This is a genomic window from Streptomyces sp. NPDC048696, from assembly GCF_043198895.1.
GTDB lineage: Bacteria > Actinomycetota > Actinomycetes > Streptomycetales > Streptomycetaceae > Streptomyces.
Genome location: NZ_JBICVJ010000002.1, coordinates 638,527 through 663,127, shown reverse-complemented (window position 1 = coordinate 663,127; position 24,601 = coordinate 638,527). Strand labels below are relative to the sequence as shown.

Below are 24,601 nucleotides of genomic sequence, written 5' to 3'. Positions count from 1 at the left end.
GACCAGGAGCCTCGCTGTGTTTCGTGTTCGGTGCACCCGCTCAACTCTGCTGGGTGCGGGGCCCGTTGGGGGAGGGTGCGGGCCCGGATTGGCCCGCACGAGTGACGGCGGTCAGTCGCCGGTCGTGCCGTCGACGCCCTCGCGCAGCAGGTCGGCGTGGCCGTTGTGGCGCGCGTACTCCTCGATCATGTGCGTGTAGATCCAGCGCAGGTTGACGTGCTGTCCGCCGCGGGCGGTGCCGGTGCTCATGGCGTCGAGGGAGTGTCCGGCGGCGTGGGCGCGGGCCTTGTCGATCTCGCCCTGCCAGGTGGCCAGCGCCACCTCCATGGTGTCCGCGGGCCCGGGGTGGAAGTCGGCGTCCGGGTCCTCGTCGGTGTAGAAGTGCGCCTTGCCGTTGTCGCCGCCGAAGACATTGCTGAACCAGTGCTGCTCGACCTCGGCCATGTGCCGCACCAGGCCCATCAGGGTCAGCGTGGAGGGCGGCATCGAGGCCGTCCGGAGCTGTTCGTCGGTGAGCCCGGAACACTTCAGGGCCAGCGTCTCGCGGTGGTAGTCGAGCCATCCCACGAGCATGGGCAGTTCGGCGGCGTCGAGGGCGGGCTCATGGCGGTCGGGCGTCTGAATCGTCGTCATGGCGGCCATCCTCACGGATGCGCACCGCGACCGCCACGGGTTTGCGGGCCGCCCGCCGGTTCCGGTCGACCGACCCGGCGCTGTGCCCGGCACACGTATGCTGACCTGGCAAGAAGCGTGACGTGAGACGGCGACGGGAGACTTCGTGAAGGTCGGCTGTATCGGACTCGGGGACATCGCGCAGAAGGCCTATCTGCCGGTCCTGACCACACTCCCCGGCACGGAGCTGCATCTGCAGACCCGCACCCCCGCCACCCTCGCGCGCGTCGCGGACACCCACCACATCCCCGAGGCCCGGCGCCACACCGAGCTCGACGCGCTGATCGCGCAGGGCCTCGACGCGGCCTTCGTGCACGCGCCGACGGCCGTGCACCCGGCGATCGTCACCCGGCTCCTGGAGGCGGGCGTGCCCACGTATGTGGACAAGCCGATGGCGTATGAACTCGCCGACTCCGAGCGGCTGGTGGCGCTCGCCGAGGAGCGCGGGGTGAGCCTCACCGTCGGGTTCAACCGGCGCCTCGCACCCGGCTACGCGCAGTGCGCCGAGCATCCCCGCGAGCTCATCCTGATGCAGAAGAACCGCGTCGGCCTGCCCGAGGACCCGCGCACGCTCGTCCTCGACGACTTCATCCATGTCGTCGACACCCTGCGCTTCCTGGTGCCGGGTCCCGTCGAGCACACGGTGGTACGGGCCCGGGTCCGCGAGGGCCTGATGGAGCACGTCGTCCTGCAGCTCTCCGGCGACGGCTTCACCGCCATCGGCAGCATGAACCGGATGAACGGCTCCACCGAGGAGATCCTGGAGGTCTCCGGGCAGGACACCAAGCGGCAGGTGCTCAACCTCGCCGAGATCGTCGACCACAAGGGCCAGCCGACGCTGCGCCGGCGCGGCGACTGGGTGCCGGTGGCCCGCCAGCGCGGCATCGAGCAGTCGGTCCACTCCTTCCTCGACGCCGTACGGGCCGGAAAGCTGCTCAGCGCACGTGACGCGCTGGCGACTCATGAGCTGTGCGAGCGGGTGGTACGGGAGGCTCTGGAGCAGGCCTCCTGAGCGAGCGCCGCCCCTCGATGGCGCAGTAGGCGGCGAGGACGACCAGGGCCGTGTACACCGCCCAGTCGCCGAACCGGTCGTACAGCGTGGAGCCGTGCGCCAGCGGCATGTCGTAGACGGCCGTCGCGCTGCGGTCGGTGCCCAGCCAGTGGCCGATGCGCTCGCCGTCCGGCCCGTACGCCGCGCTGATCCCGGTGAGCGTGGCGTGCACCGCCGGGCGGCCCGTCTCGGCGGCCCGCAGGGCGGCGAGCGAGGCGTGCTGTGCGGGCGCCCAGCTGTGCTGGAAGGACGACGTCGAGGACTGGGCGACCAGCAACTGGGCGCCCTCGCGCACCAGATGGCGGCTCATGTCGGGGAACGCCGACTCGAAGCAGATGACCGGGCCGACCCGCAGCCCGTGCGGGAGCGTCATCACCACCGGTGTCGTCCCCCGGTGCCGGTCCTCGCCCGCCGCCTTGCCCACGGAGGTGGCCCAGCCGAGCAGCGAGCGGGCCGGGATGTACTCGCCGAACGGGACCAGGCGCATCTTGTCGTAACGGTCGCCCGTCGGCCCGTCCGGCCCGACCAGCACCGTGCTCTTGAAGATCCCGGGCCGGTCGGCCCGGCGCGCGTCCACGTTGACCAGGATGTCCGCGCCCACCGCCCGGGAGAGCGCGGCGATCCGGGCCGCGAGATCGGGCCGGGCCGTCAGATCCGTGCCGACGCTGCTCTCGCCCCACACCACGAGCCCGACGTCCCGCCCCACCAGGGACCGGGTGAGGGCCTCGCTGCGGGCGAAGCGGGCGTCGCCGCTCTCGTACACGCCCGGCTGGACGACGGCGACCCGCACCCGGCCCGCCCGTTCGGTGTGCGGCGCCCACAGCCACACCGCCCCGGTGGCCACGGCGCCGGCCAGCACGGCGGCCGCCGCCGGGGTACGGGCCTGGGGCGCCACCACCAGGACCGTCACCGCGACATTGGCCGCCACCACGAACAGGCTCACCAGCCAGACCCCGCCGACCGAGGCCAGCCGCAGCGCGGGCACCACCTGCCACTGGCTGGACCCGAGCAGCCCCCACGGGCCGCCCAGCCCTTGCCAGGACCGGACCAGTTCGACCATCAGCCAGCCCGAGGGCAGCACCACGAGCGCGGCGAGCGCGCGGCCGGTGGACACCCTGCCCCGCAGCAGCGAGCGCGCCATCGCGCCCCAGGGCGCCCACAGCAGCCCGAGCAGCGCGGCGAGCACCACGATGAACACGTTCAGGCTCGGCATCAGCCAGTGGTGCACCGCCAGCATGAACCCGGTCCCGCCCAGCCAGCCGTCCAGGGCCGCCCGCCGTCCGTCGCGGGCCGAGCGGATCAGCAGCAGCCACGGCACCAGCGCGACATAGGCGAGCCACCACAGGCTCGGCGCGGGGAACGCGAGCGCCGGGAGCGCACCGGCGAGCAGGGCGGCGCCGCCGCGCCACCACCGCGAGACCGCCACGCGGTGGCGCAGCCCCGTGAGCAGATGCCGCAGCCCGACCGGAATCCGCATGCGCTCCTCCTCGACCACCCTGAGCGGTGCTTTTCGCGTGTCCGCCCCCAGTGTGCGTCTTCGGTGTGCTTTCCGGGTGTCTGCCCGGGTGCGCGTTTCCCCGGCGAGGGGTCAGCTGCCGAGCGCCCCCGAGACATGCCGCCACTTCTCCTGGACCGTCACCGTGTCGATGCGCCAGCCGGGCTCCGCGCGCCGCAGGGAGAAGGCGTACCGGCCGCCGGAGACGAAGTTGGGCGCGGCCGGTCCACCGTCGCCGTTGGCGCTCGCGCCCAGGCACATCGGGTTGATGTAGTCGGCCCGCACGCGCGCCCGGTCGCCCGGGTAGCCGCCCAGGTCCTGGAGGGTGAGCAGCCGGTTCACGATCAGATGCTGGCGGACCGGGAAGAGCCGCATGGTCTCGGTGAGCCAGGCCGCCACCTCGGCGGCCGGGCCCTCGATGCCGCCCGCCGCGCGGTAGTCGGCGCGCCCGTCGGGGGTGAACAGCGCCCCGTACGCGGCCCAGTCGGCGTCGTCGACGGCCGCCGCGTAGCCGGTGATGAGTTCGTCGATGGCGAGCCGGTCCATCACGGTCGCGAGTTCCACACGCTGGGTCATCGGCTCAGTCTCGGGCAGCGGGGGCGGCAGGCCAAGAGTGCCGACCGGCCGGGCCGGAGGCCGGGGCCGCTTTCGTGGGCGCCGCCGTGGGCCGAGGCGGCGGGTGGCTCTTGTGGGCGGCGGAACGTACGTGCTACCCGTGGGCGCCATGACCGTACGCAGTGAACGCACCGGCCCCGTCACCACCGTGGTGCTCTCGCGCCCCGACGCGCGCAACGCCGTCGACGGCCCCACCGCCCGCGCCCTCGCCGATGCCTTCCGGGCGTTCGAGGCCGACGACGAGGCTGCGGTCGCGGTGCTCTGGGGCGAGGGCGGCACCTTCTGCGCCGGCGCGGACCTCAAGGCGTTCGGCACCGGGAGCGGCAACGTCGTCGCCGACGAGGGCGACGGCCCGATGGGCCCGACCCGGATGCGGCTCTCCAAGCCGGTGATCGCGGCGGTGGCGGGCCACGCCGTGGCGGGCGGTCTGGAGCTCGCGCTCTGGTGCGATCTGCGGGTGGCCGAACAGGACGCGGTGTTCGGCGTCTTCTGCCGCCGCTGGGGCGTCCCGCTGATCGACGGCGGTACGGTACGGCTGCCCCGGCTGATCGGCGCGGGGCGGGCGATGGACCTGGTCCTGACCGGCCGCCCGGTGGACGCCGCCGAGGCGCTGGCGATCGGCCTGGCCGACCGGGTGGTGGCGACCGGGACGGCCCGGGCGGCGGCGGAGGCACTGGCGGCCGAGATCGCCGCGTTCCCGCAGCTGTGCCTGCGCGAGGACCGCCTCTCGATGCTGGAACAGGAGAGCATGAGCGAGCCGGAGGCCCTGCGCAATGAACTCGCGCACGGCGTACGGTCCCTGAAGGCGGCGGCCGAGGGTGTGGCGCGGTTCGCGTCGGGGGAGGGGAGGCACGGCTCGTTCGGCGGCCCCGGGCCCGGCGTCAGCCGTCCGTGACCTCGCCCGCGTCGGGAAGCGACTTGCGCTGTGCGGAGCTGTCGGGCGAGGGCTCGGCCGCCCCGCGCGGATCGGCCGTCTCTTCCGTCCCAGTCCCCTCGGCCCCGGTCGGCTTCCCCGGCAGGTGGTGGCGCTTGTACCAGGCCAGTACCACCGCGCCCAGGCCGGTCACCGCGATGAAGCCCGTCGCGATCAGGAACACCGGCGAGCTCGGGGACGCGGCGCGGCTGCCCGCGACCACGTACGCCGCCGTGTTCGGGACCGAGCCGAGGCCCGTCGCCAGGAGGAACGGCAGCCAGCCCATCCGTGAGACGGCCGCGCAGTAGTTGGCCGCGGCGAACGGGACGCCGGGGAAGAGCCGGATCGCCAGCATCGAGCGGAAGCCGTGCCGGCTCAGCTGGCCGTCGGCCGCCGTCAGCCAGCGGCCCCGCAGCAGCGGCCGCAGCGCGTCCTGGCCGAGCACCCGGCCGAGCCCGAACGAGATCCCGGCGCCCAGCACCGTCCCGGCGAGCGCCGAGGCGAGGCCCGCCGACGAGCCGAAGAGGGCGCCGGCGGCGAGGTTCAGCAGAGGGCGCGGTACGAACGCCGCGGTGCACAGCCCGTACGCGACTCCGAAGAGCACGACCGCCGCGCCGCCGCTGAGCTGCGGCGGCCAGCCCGTGGCGAGCAGCCGCTGCGGCTGGAGCAGCAGCACGGTCGTGGCGGCCGCCGCGAGTACCAGGACCAGCAGGGTGAGCCGGGACCAGGGCGAGAGCAGGGCCCTGGTGCAGCGCACGGCGAGCCCGGCGGACGGGCGGGCGACGGGGTCGTCGAGCATCCGGGGAGACTAACCGACCCGGGTGTGTGATCGCCGTAACGGGTGTCGCACCGGCTCGGACGGTGAGGTGAACACCTGGCGTGACGGTGAGCCGAACGCCCGGCCCCGACGACGGCGTGACCGGGGACGTCGACGCCCGGCCCCGACCGTGAGGCGAGGACCCGGCCGCCCGACGCCGCCTGCGGGTCCCGCCCGGCCGCGCCGAACCGCCCGTGGGGCCCCGCGTCGCCCCAACTCCCCGGTGGGGAAAACCATTCGACGCCACCCCGTCCCCAGGGGCATGATCGGCCACATGTTCCGGCACGCCTTCCTCGCAGCGCCGTCCGCAGTCGCGGACGCGCCGAAGGCTGCCCTCGCGGCGGCGGCAGTCGCAGCCGTCGCGGCGTTCATCGCTGCCGCAGCGCCCCTCGACGGCGCCCGAAGCTGACCCTTCCCGGAGAGACCGGCGGACCCCGCAGGGGGAGGGTCGGTCGGACTCAGGGGTCCCGTCGCGGCTTCGAGCCATCAGCATCCCGAGGGACACAGCCATGCCCAAGACGGCATACGTACGCACCAAGCCCCATCTGAACATCGGCACCATGGGCCATGTCGACCACGGCAAGACCACGTTGACCGCCGCCATCACCAAGGTGCTCGCCGAGCGCGGCACCGGCACGTTCGTCCCCTTCGACCGGATCGACCGGGCGCCGGAGGAGGCGGCGCGGGGCATCACCATCAACATCGCGCACGTCGAGTACGAGACCGACACCCGCCACTACGCCCATGTCGACATGCCGGGTCACGCCGACTACGTGAAGAACATGGTCACCGGCGCCGCCCAGCTGGACGGGGCGATCCTCGTCGTCTCGGCGCTCGACGGGATCATGCCGCAGACCGCCGAACACGTGCTGCTCGCCCGCCAAGTGGGCGTCGACCACATCGTGGTCGCGCTGAACAAGGCGGACGCGGGTGACGAGGAGCTGACCGACCTGGTCGAGCTGGAGGTCCGCGACCTGCTCTCGGCGCACGGGTACGGGGGCGACTCGGTGCCGGTCGTCCGCGTCTCCGGGCTCAGGGCTCTGGAGGGCGACCCGCGCTGGACGGCGGCCGTCGAGGCGCTGCTCGACGCGGTCGACACCTATGTGCCGATGCCGGTCCGCTACACCGACGCGCCGTTCCTGCTGTCGGTGGAGAACGTCCTGACCATCACCGGCCGGGGCACCGTCGTCACCGGCGCGGTCGAGCGCGGCACGGTCCGCGTCGGCGACCGCGTCGAGGTCCTGGGCGCGGACGTCGAGAGCGTCGTCACGGGCCTGGAGACCTTCGGCAAGCCGATGGACTCCGCCGAGGCGGGCGACAACGTGGCGCTGCTGCTGCGCGGGGTGCCCCGCGACGCGGTGCGGCGCGGTCATGTGGTGGCGGCGCCGGGCAGCACCACGGCGAGCCGTCGGTTCAGGGCGCAGGTGTACGTCCTGTCGGCGCGCGAGGGCGGGCGCACCACCCCGGTCGCCACCGGCTACCGCCCGCAGTTCTATCTGCGCACCGCGGACGTGGTCGGTGACGTCGACCTCGGCGAGACGGCTGTCGCGCGCCCCGGCGACACGGTCACCATGACCGTCGAGCTGGGCCGGGACATCCCGCTGGAGCCGGGTCTCGGCTTCGCCATCCGCGAGGGCGGCCGCACGGTCGGCGCGGGCACGGTCACCGAGGTGCTCTGAGCCGACGTGCTCCGAGCCGACGTGCTCCGAGCGGTGCCACGGTGGGCCCGCCTTCTTCGGTACCCCCGAAGGAGGCGGGCTCCGCGCGCTCCGTCAGACTCTGCGGCATGGGAGACACGGCACTCGTGCTCGGCGCGGGCGGAATCACCGGCGTCGGCTGGGAGATCGGCATGCTCTACGGGCTCGCCGAGGCGGGCGTCGACGTGACCGGCGCGGACCTGGTCGTCGGCAGTTCGGCGGGCTCGGTGGTCGCCGCGCAGATCACCTCGGGGCGCATCGGCCTGCCCGCGCTGTACGAGCGCCAGCTCGCGCGCCCGGACGGCGAGGTTCCGGCCCACCTCGGCCCCGCCACGGTGTTCCGGTTCGCCCGTGCGGCGCTGACCTCCCGTACGCCCGAGGAGTACGGACGCAAGCTGGGCCGCATGGCACTCGCCGCCGACACACCCGGCGAGGCCGAGCGGCGCGCGGTGATCGCCGGGCGCCTGGTGTCCCACGAGTGGCCCAGGCGGAGGCTGCGGATCACGGCGGTCGCGGCGGACAGCGGCGAGCTGCGGATCTTCGAGCGGGAGAGCGGGGTGGAGCTGGTGGACGCGGTCGCCGCCAGCTGCGCGGTGCCCGGCGTGTGGCCGACCGTCGGCGTGGAGGGCCGCCGGTGGATCGACGGCGGTGTGCACTCCCCGGCCAACGCCCAGCTCGCCGCCGGGTACGACCGGGTGGTGGTCCTGGCGCCGCTGGCGATCGGCGGCGGCCCGCTGGACTCGCCCCGCACCCAGGTGGCGAAGCTGATCACGGCGGGCGCGCGCGTCGAGCTCATCACGCCCGACGCGGCCGCCCGCAGGTCGTTCGGCCGCAACTCCCTTGAGCCGTCCCGCCGCGCCCCGGCCGCCCGAGCGGGCCGCGCCCAGGCCGCCGCCCACGCGGCGGCCGTGGCCGAGCTCTGGTCCTGACCCCTTTTCCCTGACGCACAATGGGACGGTGAACGAGCCGATACCGGTGAGCCGGACAGTGGACTGGGGCACCGCCAAGCTGATGCCCGACGTGGACCGCGAGCGGGCCTGGCTGCTCACGGTGAACGGGGCGCCCCAGTCGTACGTCGACCTGGACGACCCGACGTACATCGAGTTCGAGTACGCCCGCAGGCTCGCCCATGTCGTCGACCGCGCGGGGGAGGAGGGCGCCCCGCTGGACGTCCTGCACCTCGGCGGCGGCGCGCTCACCCTGCCCCGCTATGTGGCGGCGACCCGGCCCGGCTCGCGCCAGGACGTGGTGGAGGCCGACCGGGGCCTGATCGATCTCGTCGGCGAGCATCTGCCGCTGCCCGACGGCTGCGGCATCCGGCTGCACGCGGCGGACGCGCGCGCCTGGGCCGAGAGCGCGCCGGCCGACTCGGTCGATCTCCTGGTCGCCGACGTCTTCGGCGGCTCCCGGGTGCCCGCGCACCTGACCTCGGTCGAGTACGCACGGGTCGCCGAGCGGGTGCTGCGACCGGGCGGCGTCTACGTGGCCAACCTCGCCGACGGCGCGCCCTTCACCTTCCTGCGCTCCCAACTCGCCAATTTCCGCGCGGTGTTCGCCGAGGTCGCGCTGATCGCGGAGCCCGCGGTGCTGCGCGGGCGGCGGTTCGGCAACGCGGTGCTGCTCGCCTCGCAGCGCCCGCTCCCGATCGCGGAGCTGGCCCGGCTGACGGCGGGGGACGCGTTCCCGGCGCGGGTCGAACACGGCGACGCGCTGCGGCGGTTCATCGGCACGGCCGTGCCGGTGCCGGACGCCGAGGCGCAGCCGTCACCCGAGCCCCCCGACGGGGCGTTCGGCATCGGCTGAGTCGGCGCCCGCCCGCTGCGGCGCGGGCGTCCCGGACGCCACCGGCGTGGTGCGCCGCACCAGATTGCGTACGTCCGGAACCGTGAGCACCGCGGCCGTCAGGACCACGATCACCGCCGCGCAGCCCCACAGCGCGGACGTCCGGCCGAACGCGCTCTCGGCCGGGCCCGCGAGGGCGGTGGCCAGCGGCACCATGGCGAGCGAGCCCAGCCAGTCGTACGCGGAGACCCGGGACAGCTTCTCCTCGGGGATCTCCTGGTGCATGGCGGTCATCCAGGACACCCCGAACACCTCGATCGACACACCGGTCACGAACATCACCGCGACCAGCACCCCGATCGGCGCGGGCACCGCGAGCGCGGCGGACGGCAGGGCGAGCGGGAAGACGCAGAGCGTGCCGACGAACAGCAGCCGGCGCGGCTTCCAGCGCATCATCACCAGCGCGCCGCCGACCGTGCCCGCGCCGAACGCGGCGAGCGCCAGGCCCCACGGCCCCGGCCCGCCCAGATGATCCCTGGCGACCAGCGGCCCGTACACCGCGTCGGCGGCCACCACCACGGCGTTGACGAGGGAGAACTGCGCCACGATCGCCCACAGCCAGGGGCGCCCGATGAACTCCTGCCAGCCGTCGCGCAGATCGGCGAGGATGCCGCCGCCGGGCGCGCGTGGCGCAACGTCGCTCACGTCGATGAAGGCGCGCAGCGCCCCCGCGACGGCGAACGCGGCGGCGTCGATGGCGAGGACCCAGCCCGGGCCGAACCCGGCGATGAGCGCGCCGCCGAGGGCCGCGCCGCCGATCCCGGCGCCCTGCATCGCCATCCGGTAGAGCGCGAAGGCGCGTCCGGCCTGCTCGCCCTCGACGCTGGAGAGCAGCATGCCCTCGGAGGCCGGGCCGAAGAACGCCTGGCCCACGCCGCCGAGCCCGCTGAGCGCCATCATCTGCCAGAGCGGGGGCGTGCCGTTCAGGACGAGCAGCGCGAAGGCGCCCTGGGAGAGGAAGTTGAGGGCGTTGGCGGCGACCATCACCCGGTGCCGGGGTATGCGGTCCGCCAACGCGCCGCCGACGAGCAGGAAGAGGACGAGCGGCACGGTACGGGCCGCCGCCACCAGGCCCACGTCGCCGCCGTCGCCGCCCGATTGCAGCACCGCGAACGCCGAGGCGATGAGGGCGCCCTGGCTGCCCAGGTTGGTCACGATCGCGGCGGCGGTGAGCAGGGAGTAGTTGCGGCCCGCCCAGGCGGGACGGCGGAAACGGGAAGCGGCGGCGGCAGATGTCACGTGTGGACTATCGCCGCCGCCGCCTCGATGTGCCAAACCGGTTTGCGGTACCGGGGGTGCTACCGCGAGCGGAACCGGCCGGTGATACGGATCAGCCGGTGGGCGGCGTGCTCGCCAACCGGACGGTGCTCAGGATCTTCTGGATCGTTTCTTCGGAGACCGCGTCCTTCACACCGGTGGCCGCGTACAGGTTCCAGGCCACGAAGTCGCCCTTGGCGTTCTTGAAGCCGAAGACGATCGCCTGGCCGTCGGTGGAGCACTTGCCGGTCTTCTTGACCCCGGTCGCCGAGGCGCGGGCCACGCTGCCGGTGATGCCCGCCTTGGTGGTGTACGGGACCGGCTTGACGGTCTTGATGATCTTCTTGTCCGGCTGCGTGTACGCGCCGTACACCCACCAGGGCACCTGGTTCTCGGCGACCTCGTCGGTGTTCTTGGCGCCGTCGGCGCCCTTGGTGCCGGTGCCCGCGAGCTCGGTGTTCTCAAGGTTGCCGTCGTGGTTGGAGTCCTCCGAGCACCACTTGGGCTTGTAGTACGCGGGCGCCGACTGCATGATCAGCGGCTTGCCGGTCGGGTCCTTGTGGTCCTCGAACCCACCGGCCCAGCTCGGTCCCTTGAACTCCCAGTCCGACGGGACGTCGAAGGACGTGCCCCACTTGGGGTTGGTGATGACCTTCCACCCCTCGATGGTCGGCTTCTCCTCCACGGTGGAGCCGCCGCGCGGGTTGTCGGTGGCGCCACCGGGCGACGCGGGCTGCTGCGGCGCCGCGCTCTTGGTCGGCTTGTTGTCGGCCTTGTCGTCCTTCTTGCCGTCGTCCTTCATGACCACGACGCCGGTGACGACGGCCGCGATCACGACCGCGCTCGCGGCCACGATCGCGACGACGGTCGTCTTCTTCTTGTTCCCGCCCCCGTCCTGCGGCGGCATCGGCGGTCCGGGCGGGGCCCCGACCGGGTACTGCGGCACGGTCGGCTGCTGGTACGGGTTGGGCTGCGTCGGATAACCCGGCTGCTGGTAGCCGCCGGCCGGAGCCTGGTACCCCGGCTGCGTCGGCTGCTGGTACGGGTTCGGTGCCTGGTACCCCGGCTGCTGATAGGGGTTCTGATTCGGGTCCTGCGGATTCTGCTCGCCCCCGGGCGGCTGCTGTCCTTGCCACATGGCGAGTAACCATAGAGGGGACAGGTCACTCCTGCTACGTCCGCCCCTGTGGGGGGATGGTCAAGGTCTACTACTGACGGGTAACATCGCTCCCCATGAGCGCTGATCAGATGTCCGTCGGCGAGATGCTCGCCGCCACCGTTCCCATGGCCAGGACCCTGAACCTGGAGTTCCTGGAGACCACCCCGGAGCGGGCCGTGGTCCGGCTGCCGGACCAGGCCGACTACCACAACCACGTGGGCGGACCGCACGCCGGCGCGATGTTCACGCTCGCCGAGTCCGCCAGCGGCGCGATCGTGATCGCGGCCTTCGGCGACCAGATGCACCGTGCCGTGCCGCTCGCCGTCAAGGCGGAAATCGGCTACAAGAAGCTCGCGATGGGCGTCGTGACCGCCACCGCGACCCTCGGCCGCCCGATCGCCGACGTCGTCGCGGAGCTGGACGCCGGGCAGCGCCCGGAGTTCCCCGTCGCCATCGCCATCCAGCGTGGGGACGGCGCGGTCACCGGCGAGATGACCGTGGTGTGGACCCTGCGGCCCAACGCCTGACCGACCGACGTCCGGACGGCGAGGTGCGCGTCGCGCGCAGCCGTTGAGCGGACCCGAGCGGGTAGGCTTCCCGGCGTGGGCCAAGGGGGGCGCACGCCGGGCGTCAGCCCGTCGCTATCGGGAGGAAACGGGCGTTGCACATCCAGGAGTGGCTGGAGAACATCCCCGCCGTCAGTGTCTATCTCCTGGTGGGGCTGGTCATCGGCTTGGAGAGCCTCGGCATTCCGCTGCCGGGCGAGATCGTCCTCGTCAGCTCGGCGCTGCTGGCCTCCCAGCAGGGGCACATCAACCCGGTGATCCTGGGCGCCGCCGCCGTGGTCGGCGCGGTCGTCGGCGACTCGATCGGCTACGCGATCGGCCGCAAGGGCGGCAGACCGCTGCTCGCCTGGCTCGCCGCCAGGTTCCCCAAGCACTTCAGCGAAGGCCATGTCGCCATGGCGGAGAAGTCCTTCCAGAAGTGGGGCATGTGGGCGGTGTTCGTCGGCCGCTTCATCGCGCTGCTGCGGATCTTCGCGGGGCCGCTGGCGGGCGTGCTGCACATGCCGTACTGGAAGTTCTTCATCGCCAACCTGCTCGGCGGCATCTGCTGGGCGGGCGGCACCACGGCCGCCATCTACTACATCGGCACGGTCGCCGAGTCGTATCTGAAGAACTTCTCGTACGTCGGTCTCGGGCTCGCGGCGGTCTTCGGCGTGGTCTCGATGCTCGTCGTCAAGAACCGGGCCAAGAAGGCGTCCGCGGAGGTCGAGTCGGCCCCCGTCGAGAACGTGCCGGCCGCCGACTGACGCTCAGCCCGTCAGGACCGCGGTCAGGGCCCGCCCGAAGACGAGCCGCCCCGCCGGTGCGATCAACGCGTCGAGCGCGCGCGGCAGTGGCCGCACCCGCAGCTCCTCGCGCCAGACGAGCCGCGCCCCGGTCCCCGAGGGATCGGGGCGCACCTCGATCTCGGCCCAGCCGGTGACGACACGCCCGCGCTTGACCATCCGGCAGTGTCCGGGCCGCTGAGCGCCGGGCGGCTCCCACGCCACGACCTCCATCGGGTCCTCGAACGCCAGGCGCCCGATGCCGGTCCGGGCCACGAAGACCGTGCCGACGCCGGTCGGCGCCGGGGTGGTGACGGTGATCCGGGTCAGCGGCACGCTCCCCGAGTGGCGGGGCCAGTCGGTCAGCCGCCGCCATGCCTCGCCGCAGCTCAGCTCCGTACGCCGGTCGATCCGGAAGAGTGCCATGCGGCGATCGTACGGGCCACCCGCGCGCACGCCCCGGCGCGCCGTCGCCTACCGTGCCCCCTGGGTGCGATGAGATCCGTACGAAGGAGTGGCGCATGGCAGAGCGGGCTTTGGTCGTGGGCGTGGGCGGCAGGAAGCCGCAGATCGATCCGGCGGCGTTCACCGCACCCACCGCCGTGGTGCTGGGCGAGGTGACCCTGGCCGCCGGGGCGAGCGTCTGGTACCACACGGTGCTGCGGGCCGACTGCGGCCCGATCGTGCTCGGCGCCGACAGCAACATTCAGGACAACTGCACGGTCCACGTCGACCCCGGCTTCCCGGTCACCGTCGGCGAGCGCGTCTCGGTGGGGCACAACGCCGTGCTGCACGGCTGCACCGTCGAGGACGACGTGCTCATCGGCATGGGCGCCACCGTGCTCAACGGGGCCGTGATCGGGGCGGGTTCACTGGTCGCCGCGCAGGCGCTGGTGCCGCAGGGGATGGTCGTCCCGCCCGGCTCGCTCGTCGCGGGCGTGCCCGCCAAGGTCCGGCGGGAGCTGACCGAGGAGGAGCGCGAGGGCATCAAGGTCAACGCGGCGATGTACCTCGGCCTGGCGCGGGACCACCGCGAGGCGCACGGCGGCTGACGCCCCGGGGCGCGGGAGGCGGGCCGGTCCGGCTGAGCGGAAGATCACAGGTCCGGCCGCCGACCTGCCCGCTTGCCGGTGAGTACCGTGTGCGGGTGCCGAAGAACAGAAACACGTTCTCATCCCTGACCGCCTGGCGGCGCCGGACCGTCGCGGGCGCCGTCCAGCGCGGCTGGCAGTGGGTCCAGAACGCCGGGGCGGTCACCGCCGAGCACCCCGGACGGCTGCGTTTCGGCCGTATCGGCCAGGGCACCCGGCTCGCGTTCCCGCAGGGCACGGTCTTCGGCGAGCCGTGGATCGAGCTCGGCGACCACTGCATCATCGGCGAACAGGTCACGCTCACGGCCGGGATGATGCCGGGCCTCGACCTCGGCGCCGAACCGATACTGCGGCTCGGCGACGGCGTGGTGCTCGGCCGGGGCAGCCACGTCATCGCGGACACCACGGTGACCATCGGCTCCAACACGTACTGCGGCCCGTACGTCTACATCACCTCGACCAACCACAGCTACGACGACCCGCACCAGCCCGTGGGCAAGCAGTGGCCGCGCATGGAACCGGTTCGGATCGGACCGGGCTGCTGGCTCGGGACGGGCGCCGTGGTGCTGCCGGGCGCGCGGCTCGGCCGCAATGTGGTCGTCGCGGCGGGCGCGGTCGTCCGGGGCGAGGTGCCGGACCACGCGGTGGTCGCCGGGGCGCCCGCCCGGGTCGTGCGCACCTGGGACGAGGAGAACGGCTGGCAGCCGCCGCTGCGCACCCCCGCCCCGGTCCCGATCCCGGAGGGCGTCACCCCCGAACAGCTGCTGGCCCTCGCGGAGTTGACGCCCGACGAGGTGTAGCGGTGTGCGGTTCGGCCGCCCGCCCTCACCCCGCCGCCAGCAGCAGCGTGCCGACCAGGGCGATGCCCGCGCCCGCCGCCTGCACCCCGCGCAGCCGCTCCTTGAGGACGCCCCGGGCGGCCAGCGCCGTCACCACCGGGTAGAGCGAGGCGAGCACGGCCGCGACGGTGACCGGGCCCTGCCGGGCTGCCATCGCGTACGTACCGTTGGCGGCCACGTCCGCGAGCCCGACGAAGGCGAGCGCGGGCAGCGCCGCGCGGACGACGCCGAAGCCGCCCTCGGGCAGCGCGTCCCCGCCGCGCTTCACGGACACGTACAGCGCCGCGCCGCCGACCGCGACATTGGTGACGCGCTGCACGAAGAGCGCGAGGAACAGGCCGGTGACCGTGGTCGACGCCTCGGCGATCAGCGCCATCACCGCGCCGAAGCCGAACGCGGCGAGCAGTGTGAGCGCGATCGCCTGCCGCTGCACCGGCGCGCCCCGGAACTGCGGGCCGCCCGCCATCACGACACCCGCCACGGCGACCGCGATCCCGGCGAACTGCAGGACGCCGGGGCGCTCGCCCAGCACCAGGCCGACGCCGACCGGCACGGCGACACCGAGTGAGCCGAGCGGGGAGACCACGCCCATCGGGCCGAGTGCCAGCGCCTTGTAGAAGCTGAGCATCGCGACCGGGCCGACCACGCCCGCCGCCACCGCGAACCAGAGCCGGTGGTCGGCCTGGTGCCGGCCGCCGGTCGCCACCACGATCGCGCCGAGGACCACGACGGCTGTGCACTGCGAGACGACGACCACGGTCAGCGCGGGGAGGCGTCGGGTGAGCAGCCCGCCGCCGAAGTCGGCCAGTCCCCACAGGAGGCTGGTGGCCAGGGCGAACAGTGCTGTCATGGGGGCCTCGCAGTACAGTGCGGTGAACAGTGGGGTGCATCGCACCGTAGTTCAATATATTAGACCTGTCATCCAGAATATTGGATGGCAGGTATTGACCGGCCGCCACTGCGGCCCACACGATGGACGGAATGTGTCGGACCTCGACCTGCTGACCCAGTCCCTGGCCCGCAACGTCAAGCACTGGCGCGCCGAGCGCGGCTTCACCCTGGAAGCGCTCGCCACCCGCGCCGGTGTCAGCCGCGGCATGCTCATCCAGATCGAGCAGGCGCGGACCAACCCCAGCGTCGGCACCGTGGTGAAGATCGCCGACGCGCTCGGCGTGAGCATCACGACCCTGCTCGACTACGAGAGCGGGCCCAGCTTGCGGATCGTGCCGCCGGACCAGGCCGTCCGGCTCTGGTCCACCGAGCGGGGCAGCTACTCCACGCTCCTCGCGGGCACGGAGGCGCCCGGTCCGCTGGAGATGTGGAAGTGGCATCTGATGCCCGGCGACGGCAGCGCCTCCGACCCGCACCCGGCGGGCACGATCGAGCTGATCCATGTCACCCAGGGCACCCTGACCCTGGTCGTGGACGGCACCGACCACCCCGTCCCGACCGGCCACTCGGCCTCCTTCGAGGCCAACGCGCCCCACACTTACCGCAACGACGGCACCGAACCGGTCGAGATGACCATGGCGATCTCGGTCCCGTTCGAGCGGTGAGGGTGGCTCGAACACGTCGTCCCCGCAAAGGGGTTGTACTGTCGCGCCGACTGCTGTGCGATTATTCGCAACGAGCGGGGAAAAGTATGTGCGGAGAGGGCGTCCGCCCTCGATCCTCCGCACGCCTGACTGAGGGGGCTCCCCTGGAACACCTCGTCACGGCCGCCGAAAGGCCCTGTCCAAAGATCGACCGGCAGGGACGCGAGCGGTCGCAGCTGCAAGTACAGGCGGTCAAGGCACGCGCCGGCGAAGTGCCGGTCGGCGTACGGAGACTGATGGCGGCCGACGACGGCTCGACGGTACGGGTCGCCAGCTTCCAGTCGTCGCTCTAGCGCCGGGCATCCGCCGTGGACCGGCCCGCGCCGGCGCTGTCGCAGGTTGTGCTGAAGACGCACAGCCGCTGCGACCTCGCGTGTGACCACTGCTACGTCTATGAGCACGCCGACACCAGCTGGCGCGGTCGGCCCAGAGCGGTGTCGCAGGAGATCCTGGCCGCCTCGGCGGCCAGGATCGCCGACCACGCCCGCATCCACCGACTGCCCACCGTCCATGTCGTCCTGCACGGCGGCGAACCGCTGCTCGCGGGACCGGTCCTGCTGCGCCGCGCGGCCGAGGAGCTGCGCCGCGCCCTGGCCGGGATCAGCGCCCTGGACCTGCGCATCCACACCAACGGCGTCCGGCTCGACGAGGAGTTCTGCGAGCTCTTCCGGGAACTCGGCATCCGGGTCGGCCTCTCCCTGGACGGCGACCGCGCCTCCAACGACCGCCATCGCCGGTACGCCGACGGCCGCAGCAGCCACGCCAAGGTGCTGGACGCGGTCGCCCTGCTGAGGCGTCCCCGCTACCGCGAGCTCTTCGCCGGGCTGCTGTGCACGATCGACATCGAGAACGACCCGCTCGCCGTCTACGACGCCCTGGTCGCCCTCGATCCGCCGCGCATCGACTTCCTGCTGCCGCACGCCACCTGGGACACCCCGCCGCCGCGCCCCACCGGGCAGGCGACCCCGTACGCCGACTGGCTCGACGCCGTGTACCGGCGCTGGGACGCGGCGGGCCGCCCGGTCCCGGTGCGGACCTTCGAGTCGGTGCACCGCACCCTGCGCGGCGCGAGCAGCCTCACCGAATCGCTCGGACTCGCCCCCGCCGACCTCGTCGTGATCGAGACCGACGGCACCTACGAGCAGGCGGACAGCCTCAAGACGTCGTACGACGGCGCCCCGGCCACCGGTCTGAACGTCTTCGAGCACTCACTGGACGACGTGCTGCGCCACCCCGGGGTGCTGGCCCGGCAGAAGGGCATCGAGGCGCTGTGCGCCCAGTGCACCGCGTGTCCGGTCGTCGAGTCCTGCGGCGGCGGCCTCTACGCCCACCGCTACCGCACCGCGAACGGCTTCGACAACCCGTCCGTGTTCTGCCCGGACCTGCTGGCACTGATCACCCGCATCCGTACGCATGAGGAGGTCCGTACAAAAACGAAGGCACCCACGCACGAGCACACCCGTCCGCACGAGGCGACCGCTCACGCGGCGGTCGGGGAAGCCGCCGAGATGGCCGAACACCCTCTGGAACCGGGCGACTTCGACGAGCTGGCGGCCGGATTCGGCGGCGCCGCGACCGTCCGGCGCCTCGCCCTCGCGCAGCTCGACCTCAACCGGGACCTGCTCGCCGCCGTCGGCGGCCGCGTCCGGCCCGCCGACGGGCGGGCGACGGCCGCCTGGGAGCTCCTGGTCGACCTGGACGCGGGCGCGCCGCAGGCCCTCGACGCCGCGCTCGCCCACCCGTACTTCCGGCCGTGGGCGCTGGGCGTCCTCGGGGCCGACGCCCGGGGCGCGCCCGCCGCCGGGCTCGCCGAACTCGCGGCGTCGGCCGCACTGCGGGCCCGGCGCGCCGACGCCGTCACGGTTCCGCTGCGCGAGGGCACCCTGCGGCTGCCGGGCATCGGCCGCGCCCTGCTGCCGGGTGATGCAGAGGAGGCCGAAGTGACCGCCGAGTCCTATGGGTTCACGGTACGGTCCGGCGGCCGTCGGCTGCGGATGGGCTGGGGCGAGGGCCTCGACGGGCGTACCGCGTACTGGCAGCCGGTCAGGCTCGTCGAGGCGGACGGCTGGACGGTCGCCCTGGAGGACACCGACCCGCTGCGCGACCGCTACGAGTGGCCCGTCGCGGACCGGCTCCCGGCGCCCGGGGCGCGCGCCTGGGCCCAGGGGATCGCCGCCGCCTGGTCCCTGATACAGCGTCAACTCCCCGCGTACGCCCCGGGAATCTCGGCAGGACTGCGCGTGGTCACGCCGCTCGCCCCCCGGCTCGGCGGCGACACCAGCGCCACCTGCCGGGACGCCTTCGGGGCCATCGCGGCGGCCCGCCCGTCCGGCCCGGACCTGCTGGCCCTGTTGATCGTCCATGAGTTCCAGCACGTCAAGCTGAGCGCGGTGCTCGATGTCTGCGACCTGTACGACCCCGACGACCGGGGCCGCTACTACGCCCCGTGGCGCGACGACCCGAGGCCGCTGGGCGGGCTGCTCCAGGGGACCTACGCCCACCTCGCCGTCACCGACTTCTGGCGGGTGCGCCGGTCCGCCGCCGAGGGGCCGGCGGCCCGCGACCGGGCGCAGGAGGAGTTCGCGCGGTGGCGCCGGCAGACCACCGACGCCGTCGACACCCTCGCGCGCAGCGCCTCGCTCACCGCGTCCGGCAAACGTTTCGTCGCCGCGATGGGCGAGACGGCGGCCGCCTGGCAGGCCGAACAGGTGCCCGCCCGGGCGCTGACCGGCGCGCGGGACGCCGCCCGGCGCCACCGCGACGCCTGGCGCGCCCGCAACGCGCCGCGCGGTTGACCGGGTGCCGTCGATTCGGCGCGTACAGGCGGTTCCGCCGTGGATCGTCGGCTTTCTACACTGAGGACCCACCCACTCGGACCGGGAGGGAGCGGTGCCGCACGAAGCCGCTGGGGGCGGGGGGCGCGAGCCGAGGCCGTACTTCTTCCTGAGCTATGCGCACACACCCAAGAACGACCCCCGGGACAGGGACCCCGACCTGTGGGTGAGGCGGTTCTTCCGCGACCTGTCCGCGCATGTGATGCAGCTGACCGCGCTCCCGGCCGGGGTGCCCGCGGGCTTCATGGACCAGCACGTGCGCCCCGGCGAGGACTGGCAGGGGCAGATCACCGAAGCCCTGGCGCTGTGCCGGGTCTTCGTCCCGCTCTACTCGCCGCGCTACTTCCTGAGCGAGCAGTGCGGCCGTGAGTGGTTCGCCTTCGCCGGCCGCGACACCCTGCACCAGTCGCGCAGCGAGCGCCGCTCGCCCCCGGCGATCATCCCGGCGCTGTGGACCCCCGTACTTCCGCACCAATTACCCGAGCCCGCCCGCAGGTTGAGGTTCGACCACTCGGACTTCGGCGACGAGTACGCCGACGAGGGCTTCTACGGGATGATCAAGCTCAACTATCTGCGCGACCACTACGAGCACGCCGTCTACCGGCTCGCCAAGCGCGTCGTCAGCGTCGCCGAGCAGACCCGGATCGCCGACGGCGACCCGTTCCAGGACTACGCCACGCTGACCTCGGCGTTCGGCTCCGCCCCCGGGCCCGGCCGCCGCCTGGACGTCACCGTCCTCGCCTGCTCCCGCGACGGCCTGCCGCCGGGACGCGGCCCCGACTGCTACGGCTCCCGGCCGCAGGACTGGAACCCGTACCATCCGATGTCCGCCCGCCCCCTGGCCAGCCACACCGCCGACCTCGTCAGCAACCTCAACTACTCGGTGGTCCTGGGGGAGTTCGACGAGAGCGCCGAGCGGCTGCTGAGCCCGGGGCCGCCCGCCGCCCCCGGGCTGCTGCTGCTCGACCGCTGGGCGCTCGGCTCGGCCCGCCACCGCGAGCTGGTACGGCGATTCTCGGCCGAACCGCGGCCCTGGATCAGTGTGATGATCCCCTGGAACCGGGTGGACCCGGAATCCCGGCTGCACGAGGGCGAGTTGCGCGACACCGCCGACGACGTGCTCGCCGCGCGCGCCTGGGACAGTGAGGGACACCTGACGCGGGGCGGCGGACTGCCTACCCTGGAAGCCTTCAGCCAGGAGCTGCCGCGGGCGGTACGGTCGGCGGTCAGGCACTACGAGAGCGCCGGCCGCACGGACGCGACGCCCGGGCCGGGCACACCGCTTCCCCGAGTGCTGCCGCGCGGAGTCGGATACGGGCGGTCGGACCCGGCCGAGGCACGGCGCGAGCGGCGAGCCGCCGACCAGAGCAAGGCCGACCGGGTGGAGGGCCCCTCAGATGGCCGAGAACCGTGACGGGACCGTCATCACGTTCTACTCGTACAAGGGCGGCACCGGGCGGACCATGGCGCTCGCCAACTGCGCCTGGATCCTCGCGGCCAACGGCCATCGCGTGCTCGCCGTCGACTGGGACCTCGAAGCGCCCGGACTGCACCGCTTCTTCCACCCCTTCCTCGACCTGCGCGCCCTGGAGGCGACACCCGGGCTCATCAACCTGATCACCGAGTACCAGGAGGAGGTGCGCCGCGCCACCCCTGACCGGGACCCCGACTGGTACCGCGGCTACGCGCGCGTGCGTCCGCACGCCGTCTCCCTCGACTGGTCCTTCCCCGGCGGCGGCAGCCTGGACTTCCTCTCGGCCGGGCGCCGCAACCGCGACTACGCCTCGGTCGTCGGCCGGATGGACTGGGACCACTTCTACGAGCACTCCGGCGGCGGCCAGTTCTTCGACGCCATGAGCGCCGACATGCGGGCCCACTACGACTACACCCTCATCGACAGCCGCACGGGCCTCAGCGACATCGCCGACATCTGCACGGTCCAGATGCCCCAGGTCCTCGTCGTCTGCTTCACCCTCAGCGACCAGAGCATCGACGGCGCCTCCGCCGTCGCCCGCGACATCGAGGAGCGCTACGGCGAGCGGAACATCCGCGTCCTGCCGGTGCCGACCCGGATCGACGACGGCGAGAAGGAGAAGGCGGACGCCGGGCGGGCGCTGGCCAGAGAGGCGTTCGCGGGCTTCCCCACCGGCCTCGGCATCGAGGGCGCCGGCGCGTACTGGGGCACCGTGGAGATCCCGTACCGCCCGTTCTACGCGTACGAGGAGGTCCTGGCGACCTTCGGCGACCCGCCGGGCGTCGCCAGCTCCGTGCTCGCCGCGTGCGAGCGGCTGACCTCGGTGCTCACCGACGGCCGGGTCACCGGGCTGCCGCCGATCGACGAGTCGCTGCGGCTCGCCCACGTCGGCGCCTTCACCCGGCGCCGCCCCAAGTCGCCGGTGAACATCGTGCTGAGCCATGTCTCCGAGGACCGGATGTGGGTGGACTGGATCACCTCCGTGCTCGAAGCGGCCGGGTTCCACCCGGTGGCCGCCGACGCCCGCACCCCTCAACCGGACCGGGTCGAGGAGCAGTTCGCCAAGGAGGGCGCCTACCGCGTCCTGCACATCGCGTCCGCCGCCTACCTCAAGTCCCGTGAGGGGCGCGGGCTGTGGGACGGCGAAGCCGCCCAGGACCGCTCCGGCGGCCGCCGCAGGATGCTCCCGGTGCGCGTCGGCGACGTCCGACTGACCCCGCCGCCGGGCAGCCGCGGCCCGGTCGACCTGGTGCGCGTCGACGAGACGCGGGCGGCGGCCGCACTGCTCGGCGCCCTGGAGCGGACCGAGGCGATACCCGTCCTGCCGACCGGCCCCGACCGGCCGCGCTTCCCCGGCAGCACGCCCCGGATCTCCAACATACGGCCGCGCAACAGCTGGTTCACCGGCCGCACCGCCCTGCTCGACCGGATGCGCGACCAGCTGCGCGGCGACAGCCGTTCCACCCACCGCCGGGTCCAGGTCCTGCACGGCCTCGGCGGTGTCGGCAAGACCCAGGTGGCCCTGGAGTACGCGCACCGGTTCCGGGCCGACTACGACCTGGTGTGGTGGATCGAGGCGGAGCGGCCGGACCGTGTGGTGGCCTCCCTCGCCCAGCTCGCCGAGGAGATGGACCTCAAGGCCGGCGACGTCGTCGGCGTGGCGGCCCTGGCGGCGCTCCAGGAGCTGTGGAGCGGCGAGCGCTATCCGCGCTGGCTGCTGATCTTCGACAATGTGGAGGACCCCGACTCGGCGCTGCGTCGGCTGCCGCCGAGCGTCGCCCCCCTGCCGGGCCGGGTGTACGGGCATGTGATCGCCACCTGCCGCAGCAAGCCCGCGTCGGCCCGGGCCGAGAGCATCGGGGTCGACGTCTTCACCCGGGCCGAGAGCGTCGAGCACCTGACCTGGCGGGTCACGGGTCTTTCGCGTTCGGACGGGGACCAGGTCGCCGCCGCCGTCGGCGACCTGCCGCTGGCCGTCGAGGTGGCGGCGGCCTGGCTGGCGGAGACCGCGACGCCCGTCGACGCCTACCTGGAACAGCTCAGGGAACAGAGCACCCAGGTCCTCTCGCTCGGCACCCCCGAGGACTACGGCCATCGCATCAGCGCGACCTGGACCATCTCCATCAGCAGGCTCCGCGAGGAATCCCGGTCCGCCGTACGGCTGTTGGAGCTGCTGTCCTTCTTCTCGGCCGAGTCGGTCTCGATGCGGCTCATCGGCAGCGACGTGATGCTCGACGCGCTCCTTCCGTACGACACCGACCTGCGCGAGCGGTACATGCTGGGCCGGGTCATCCAGACGCTGAACCGGTTCGCCCTGGCCAAGGTGGACCCGGCCGACAGCAGCATCCAGGTGCACCGCCTGGTCCAGGCCGCCGTACGGGCCGCACTCAACCCCCAGGAGCAGGCGGAGGCCAAGCACGTGGTGCACCGCGTGCTCGCACAGGCGCGGCCCACCGAGGGCGTCGGCCGGGACGACCCGGTCAGCGACCCCAGGAGCTGGCCCGAGTTCGAACTGATCTGGCCGCATCTGCTCGCGTCCGGCGTCGCCGACTGCGACGAGGCGAGCGTGCGCCAGCTGATGGTCGACCGGATCCGCTATCTCGTCAACCGCGGCGAACTGGAGAGCGCCCGTGCCCTCGGTGTCCAGCTCGACGACCTCTGGACCGGGCGGCTCGGCGCGGACGACCTCCAGACGCTCGCCATCCGCTTCGAGCTCGCCAACGCGCTGCGGGCCCAGGGGCGCTACCAACAGGCCCTGGAGCTGGACGAGGACACCCTGGAGCGCCAGCGGCGCCACTTCCGCGCGGACCATCGGGCCGGCGACCACCCCAGCGTCCTGATCGTCACCGGCAGCCTCGCCGCCGACCTGCGCGCCGTCGGCCGCTTCACCGAGGCACTGGAGCGCGATCTGTGGATCTACCAGGGGATGCGCCGGCTCTTCGGCGAGGACCACCGGCGCACCCTGATGGCGGCGAACAACCTCGCCATCGACTACCGGCTCACCGGCAACAGCGAGGCCGCCCGGCGGCTCGACGAACGGTCCGTCGAGCGCTGCGCCCTGCTGCTCGGCGACGACCACCCCTTCGCCCTCGCCACCAAAGGCCATCTCGCCATGGACCTGCGGGACAACGGCGAGTACGAGGCGTCCGTGCAGGTGCTGCGGGACGTCCTGGACGGGCTGCGCCGCGTCCTCGACCCGCGCGCGCCCGAAGTGCTGCGCACCGCGAAGAGCCTCGCGGTCTCCCTGCGCCGGGCCGGCCACCCGCACGAGGCGATCCGCATCACGACGAAGTCGTACGAGCGCCTGTACGAGCGGTACGGGCCCACCGCGCCCGACACCCTGGCCTGCGGCCTCAACCTCGCCGCCGACCACGCGGCCGTAGGCGACCCGGGCCGGGCCCTGGTCCTCGCCTGCCGGATGCTGGAGGGCTACCGCCAGACGCTGGGCGAGCACCACCCCTACACGCTGGCCTGCCGGGACAACGTGGTCGTCCACCGACGGGCGACCGAGGGTGCTCAGGCGGCGGCCGACGACGCCGAGCAGGTCCGCGCGGCGCTGGAGGGCGCGCTCGGCCCGGAGCATCCCTTCGTGCACGCGGCGGGCGTGAACCTGGCCAATGTGTACGGCGATCTGGACCGCCCCGACCTCGCGGAACGCTGGGAGCGAGCGGTCCTGGACCGGCTGCTGGACACCCTCGGCCCGCGCCACCCCGACGTCCTGGTGTGCCGCTCCAACCTGGCGGTCACCCTCCGGGCGGCGGGCCGGGGCGAGGAGGCCGCGCGGTTGCGCGCGGCGGTCCTGGAACCGGCCGCGGAGCAGCTGGGCGTGGACCACCCGACAGCGGAGGCGGCGAGGGCCTGGCGGAGGCTGGACCGGGACATCGAGATCCAGCCGGTGTGATCCGGCGCCTTCAGGGGCG

Annotated in this window: 21 protein-coding genes; 13 read left to right on the top strand and 8 right to left on the bottom strand. The window is 73.3% G+C overall.

Translation table 11 applies throughout. The annotated features are described in order from the left end of the window. Positions 1–111 precede the first annotated feature (111 nt). Positions 112–633: a DinB family protein gene (locus ACGFRG_RS06020; protein WP_361424301.1), complete on the bottom strand. Its 522-nt coding sequence runs from the start codon at positions 631–633 to the stop codon at positions 112–114. A 145-nt stretch (positions 634–778) separates the two neighbouring features. Here ACGFRG_RS06020 and ACGFRG_RS06015 point away from each other — a divergent pair, with 145 nt between their 5' ends. After that, on the top strand, positions 779–1,684 hold the full coding sequence (locus tag ACGFRG_RS06015; protein WP_361424303.1) for a Gfo/Idh/MocA family oxidoreductase: 906 nt from the start codon (positions 779–781) through the stop codon (positions 1,682–1,684). On the opposite strand, the gene lnt is transcribed toward ACGFRG_RS06015, so the two are convergent. Together lnt and ACGFRG_RS06005 are read right to left on the bottom strand one after the other, a co-directional pair. After that, positions 1,608–3,200, bottom strand: a complete 1,593-nt coding sequence (gene lnt, locus ACGFRG_RS06010) for an apolipoprotein N-acyltransferase (RefSeq protein ID WP_393261771.1) — start codon at positions 3,198–3,200, stop codon at positions 1,608–1,610. The two genes, ACGFRG_RS06015 and lnt, sit on opposite strands and share 77 nt — an antisense overlap. Positions 3,201–3,311: 111 nt before the next feature. Then, the gene (locus ACGFRG_RS06005) at positions 3,312–3,794 is read right to left on the bottom strand and encodes a nuclear transport factor 2 family protein (RefSeq protein ID WP_361424309.1); all 483 of its coding nucleotides are present in this window, start codon (positions 3,792–3,794) and stop codon (positions 3,312–3,314) included. A 148-nt stretch (positions 3,795–3,942) separates the two neighbouring features. On the opposite strand from ACGFRG_RS06005, the gene ACGFRG_RS06000 reads away from it, so the two are divergent. Beyond that, on the top strand, positions 3,943–4,728 hold the full coding sequence (locus ACGFRG_RS06000; protein WP_393261769.1) for a crotonase/enoyl-CoA hydratase family protein: 786 nt from the start codon (positions 3,943–3,945) through the stop codon (positions 4,726–4,728). Here the strand turns inward: ACGFRG_RS06000 and ACGFRG_RS05995 are convergent. After that, positions 4,715–5,545, bottom strand: a complete 831-nt coding sequence (locus ACGFRG_RS05995) for a TVP38/TMEM64 family protein (RefSeq protein ID WP_361424315.1) — start codon at positions 5,543–5,545, stop codon at positions 4,715–4,717. The genes ACGFRG_RS06000 and ACGFRG_RS05995 overlap by 14 nt on opposite strands. 527 nt (positions 5,546–6,072) lie before the next feature. Between ACGFRG_RS05995 and tuf the strand changes: the two genes are divergently transcribed. From tuf to ACGFRG_RS05980, 3 genes are all read left to right on the top strand, one after another. After that, positions 6,073–7,242: an elongation factor Tu gene (tuf, locus tag ACGFRG_RS05990; RefSeq protein WP_361424318.1), complete on the top strand. Its 1,170-nt coding sequence runs from the start codon at positions 6,073–6,075 to the stop codon at positions 7,240–7,242. 107 nt (positions 7,243–7,349) lie between these two features. Then, the gene (locus ACGFRG_RS05985; RefSeq protein ID WP_393261766.1) at positions 7,350–8,189 is read left to right on the top strand and encodes a patatin-like phospholipase family protein; all 840 of its coding nucleotides are present in this window, start codon (positions 7,350–7,352) and stop codon (positions 8,187–8,189) included. Between the two features lie 28 nt (positions 8,190–8,217). After that, positions 8,218–9,063 (top strand): fused MFS/spermidine synthase, encoded by an 846-nt coding sequence (locus tag ACGFRG_RS05980; protein ID WP_361424324.1) that lies wholly within the window; start codon positions 8,218–8,220, stop codon positions 9,061–9,063. Here ACGFRG_RS05980 and ACGFRG_RS05975 read toward each other — a convergent pair. Together ACGFRG_RS05975 and ACGFRG_RS05970 are read right to left on the bottom strand one after the other, a co-directional pair. Beyond that, a complete protein-coding gene (locus tag ACGFRG_RS05975; RefSeq protein ID WP_361424327.1) occupies positions 9,025–10,341 on the bottom strand; it encodes an MFS transporter in 1,317 nt (438 codons plus the stop codon). The two genes, ACGFRG_RS05980 and ACGFRG_RS05975, sit on opposite strands and share 39 nt — an antisense overlap. A gap of 91 nt (positions 10,342–10,432) precedes the next feature. Further along, on the bottom strand, positions 10,433–11,497 hold the full coding sequence (locus ACGFRG_RS05970; RefSeq protein ID WP_393261764.1) for a hypothetical protein: 1,065 nt from the start codon (positions 11,495–11,497) through the stop codon (positions 10,433–10,435). A gap of 110 nt (positions 11,498–11,607) precedes the next feature. Here ACGFRG_RS05970 and ACGFRG_RS05965 point away from each other — a divergent pair, with 110 nt between their 5' ends. Beyond that, positions 11,608–12,045 (top strand): DUF4442 domain-containing protein, encoded by a 438-nt coding sequence (locus ACGFRG_RS05965; protein WP_393261842.1) that lies wholly within the window; start codon positions 11,608–11,610, stop codon positions 12,043–12,045. Positions 12,046–12,179: 134 nt separating this feature from the next. Further along, on the top strand, positions 12,180–12,830 hold the full coding sequence (locus ACGFRG_RS05960) for a DedA family protein (protein ID WP_393261761.1): 651 nt from the start codon (positions 12,180–12,182) through the stop codon (positions 12,828–12,830). A 3-nt stretch (positions 12,831–12,833) separates the two neighbouring features. On the opposite strand, the gene ACGFRG_RS05955 is transcribed toward ACGFRG_RS05960, so the two are convergent. Further along, the gene (locus ACGFRG_RS05955; protein WP_393261758.1) at positions 12,834–13,274 is read right to left on the bottom strand and encodes an SRPBCC family protein; all 441 of its coding nucleotides are present in this window, start codon (positions 13,272–13,274) and stop codon (positions 12,834–12,836) included. A gap of 95 nt (positions 13,275–13,369) precedes the next feature. Between ACGFRG_RS05955 and ACGFRG_RS05950 the strand changes: the two genes are divergently transcribed. Both ACGFRG_RS05950 and ACGFRG_RS05945 read left to right on the top strand, forming a co-directional pair. Continuing rightward, a complete protein-coding gene (locus ACGFRG_RS05950) occupies positions 13,370–13,900 on the top strand; it encodes a gamma carbonic anhydrase family protein (RefSeq protein ID WP_361424343.1) in 531 nt (176 codons plus the stop codon). Positions 13,901–13,995: 95 nt separating this feature from the next. Beyond that, positions 13,996–14,739 carry an acyltransferase gene (locus ACGFRG_RS05945; protein WP_361424346.1) on the top strand — a complete coding sequence of 248 codons (744 nt, stop codon included), beginning with the start codon at positions 13,996–13,998 and terminating at the stop codon, positions 14,737–14,739. Between the two features lie 25 nt (positions 14,740–14,764). Here the strand turns inward: ACGFRG_RS05945 and ACGFRG_RS05940 are convergent, their stop codons facing one another. Continuing rightward, positions 14,765–15,628 carry an EamA family transporter gene (locus ACGFRG_RS05940; RefSeq protein ID WP_393261754.1) on the bottom strand — a complete coding sequence of 288 codons (864 nt, stop codon included), beginning with the start codon at positions 15,626–15,628 and terminating at the stop codon, positions 14,765–14,767. Between the two features lie 133 nt (positions 15,629–15,761). On the opposite strand from ACGFRG_RS05940, the gene ACGFRG_RS05935 reads away from it, so the two are divergent. The 4 genes from ACGFRG_RS05935 to fxsT all read left to right on the top strand — a co-directional run bounded on the left by ACGFRG_RS05935 (position 15,762) and on the right by fxsT (position 24,582). Next, positions 15,762–16,334, top strand: a complete 573-nt coding sequence (locus tag ACGFRG_RS05935) for a helix-turn-helix domain-containing protein (RefSeq protein WP_393261751.1) — start codon at positions 15,762–15,764, stop codon at positions 16,332–16,334. A gap of 347 nt (positions 16,335–16,681) precedes the next feature. Continuing rightward, positions 16,682–19,168, top strand: a complete 2,487-nt coding sequence (locus tag ACGFRG_RS05930) for an FxsB family cyclophane-forming radical SAM/SPASM peptide maturase (protein WP_393261748.1) — start codon at positions 16,682–16,684, stop codon at positions 19,166–19,168. A gap of 94 nt (positions 19,169–19,262) precedes the next feature. Further along, positions 19,263–20,621, top strand: coding sequence for a TIR-like protein FxsC (locus ACGFRG_RS05925; protein WP_393261746.1), 1,359 nt, complete (start codon positions 19,263–19,265; stop codon positions 20,619–20,621). Then, a complete protein-coding gene (gene fxsT / locus ACGFRG_RS05920) occupies positions 20,605–24,582 on the top strand; it encodes an FxSxx-COOH system tetratricopeptide repeat protein (protein ID WP_393261744.1) in 3,978 nt (1,325 codons plus the stop codon). The genes ACGFRG_RS05925 and fxsT overlap by 17 nt, the downstream gene beginning before the upstream one ends. Positions 24,583–24,601 lie beyond the last annotated feature (19 nt).

Bases quoted from the DNA above. Each gene is read 5' to 3' on its own strand.
- ACGFRG_RS05950 (WP_361424343.1), top strand. From the start codon at position 13,370: ATGGCAGAGCGGGCTTTGGTCGTGGGCGTGGGCGGCAGGAAGCCGCAG.
- ACGFRG_RS05970 (WP_393261764.1), bottom strand. From the start codon at position 11,497: ATGTGGCAAGGACAGCAGCCGCCCGGGGGCGAGCAGAATCCGCAGGAC.
- ACGFRG_RS05940 (WP_393261754.1), bottom strand. From the start codon at position 15,628: ATGACAGCACTGTTCGCCCTGGCCACCAGCCTCCTGTGGGGACTGGCC.
- ACGFRG_RS05955 (WP_393261758.1), bottom strand. From the start codon at position 13,274: ATGGCACTCTTCCGGATCGACCGGCGTACGGAGCTGAGCTGCGGCGAG.
- ACGFRG_RS06020 (WP_361424301.1), bottom strand. From the start codon at position 633: ATGACGACGATTCAGACGCCCGACCGCCATGAGCCCGCCCTCGACGCC.
- ACGFRG_RS05965 (WP_393261842.1), top strand. From the start codon at position 11,608: ATGTCCGTCGGCGAGATGCTCGCCGCCACCGTTCCCATGGCCAGGACC.
- ACGFRG_RS06005 (WP_361424309.1), bottom strand. From the start codon at position 3,794: ATGACCCAGCGTGTGGAACTCGCGACCGTGATGGACCGGCTCGCCATC.
- fxsT (WP_393261744.1), top strand. From the start codon at position 20,605: ATGGCCGAGAACCGTGACGGGACCGTCATCACGTTCTACTCGTACAAG.
- tuf (WP_361424318.1), top strand. From the start codon at position 6,073: ATGCCCAAGACGGCATACGTACGCACCAAGCCCCATCTGAACATCGGC.
- lnt (WP_393261771.1), bottom strand. From the start codon at position 3,200: ATGCGGATTCCGGTCGGGCTGCGGCATCTGCTCACGGGGCTGCGCCAC.
- ACGFRG_RS05985 (WP_393261766.1), top strand. From the start codon at position 7,350: ATGGGAGACACGGCACTCGTGCTCGGCGCGGGCGGAATCACCGGCGTC.
- ACGFRG_RS05995 (WP_361424315.1), bottom strand. From the start codon at position 5,545: ATGCTCGACGACCCCGTCGCCCGCCCGTCCGCCGGGCTCGCCGTGCGC.
- ACGFRG_RS06000 (WP_393261769.1), top strand. From the start codon at position 3,943: ATGACCGTACGCAGTGAACGCACCGGCCCCGTCACCACCGTGGTGCTC.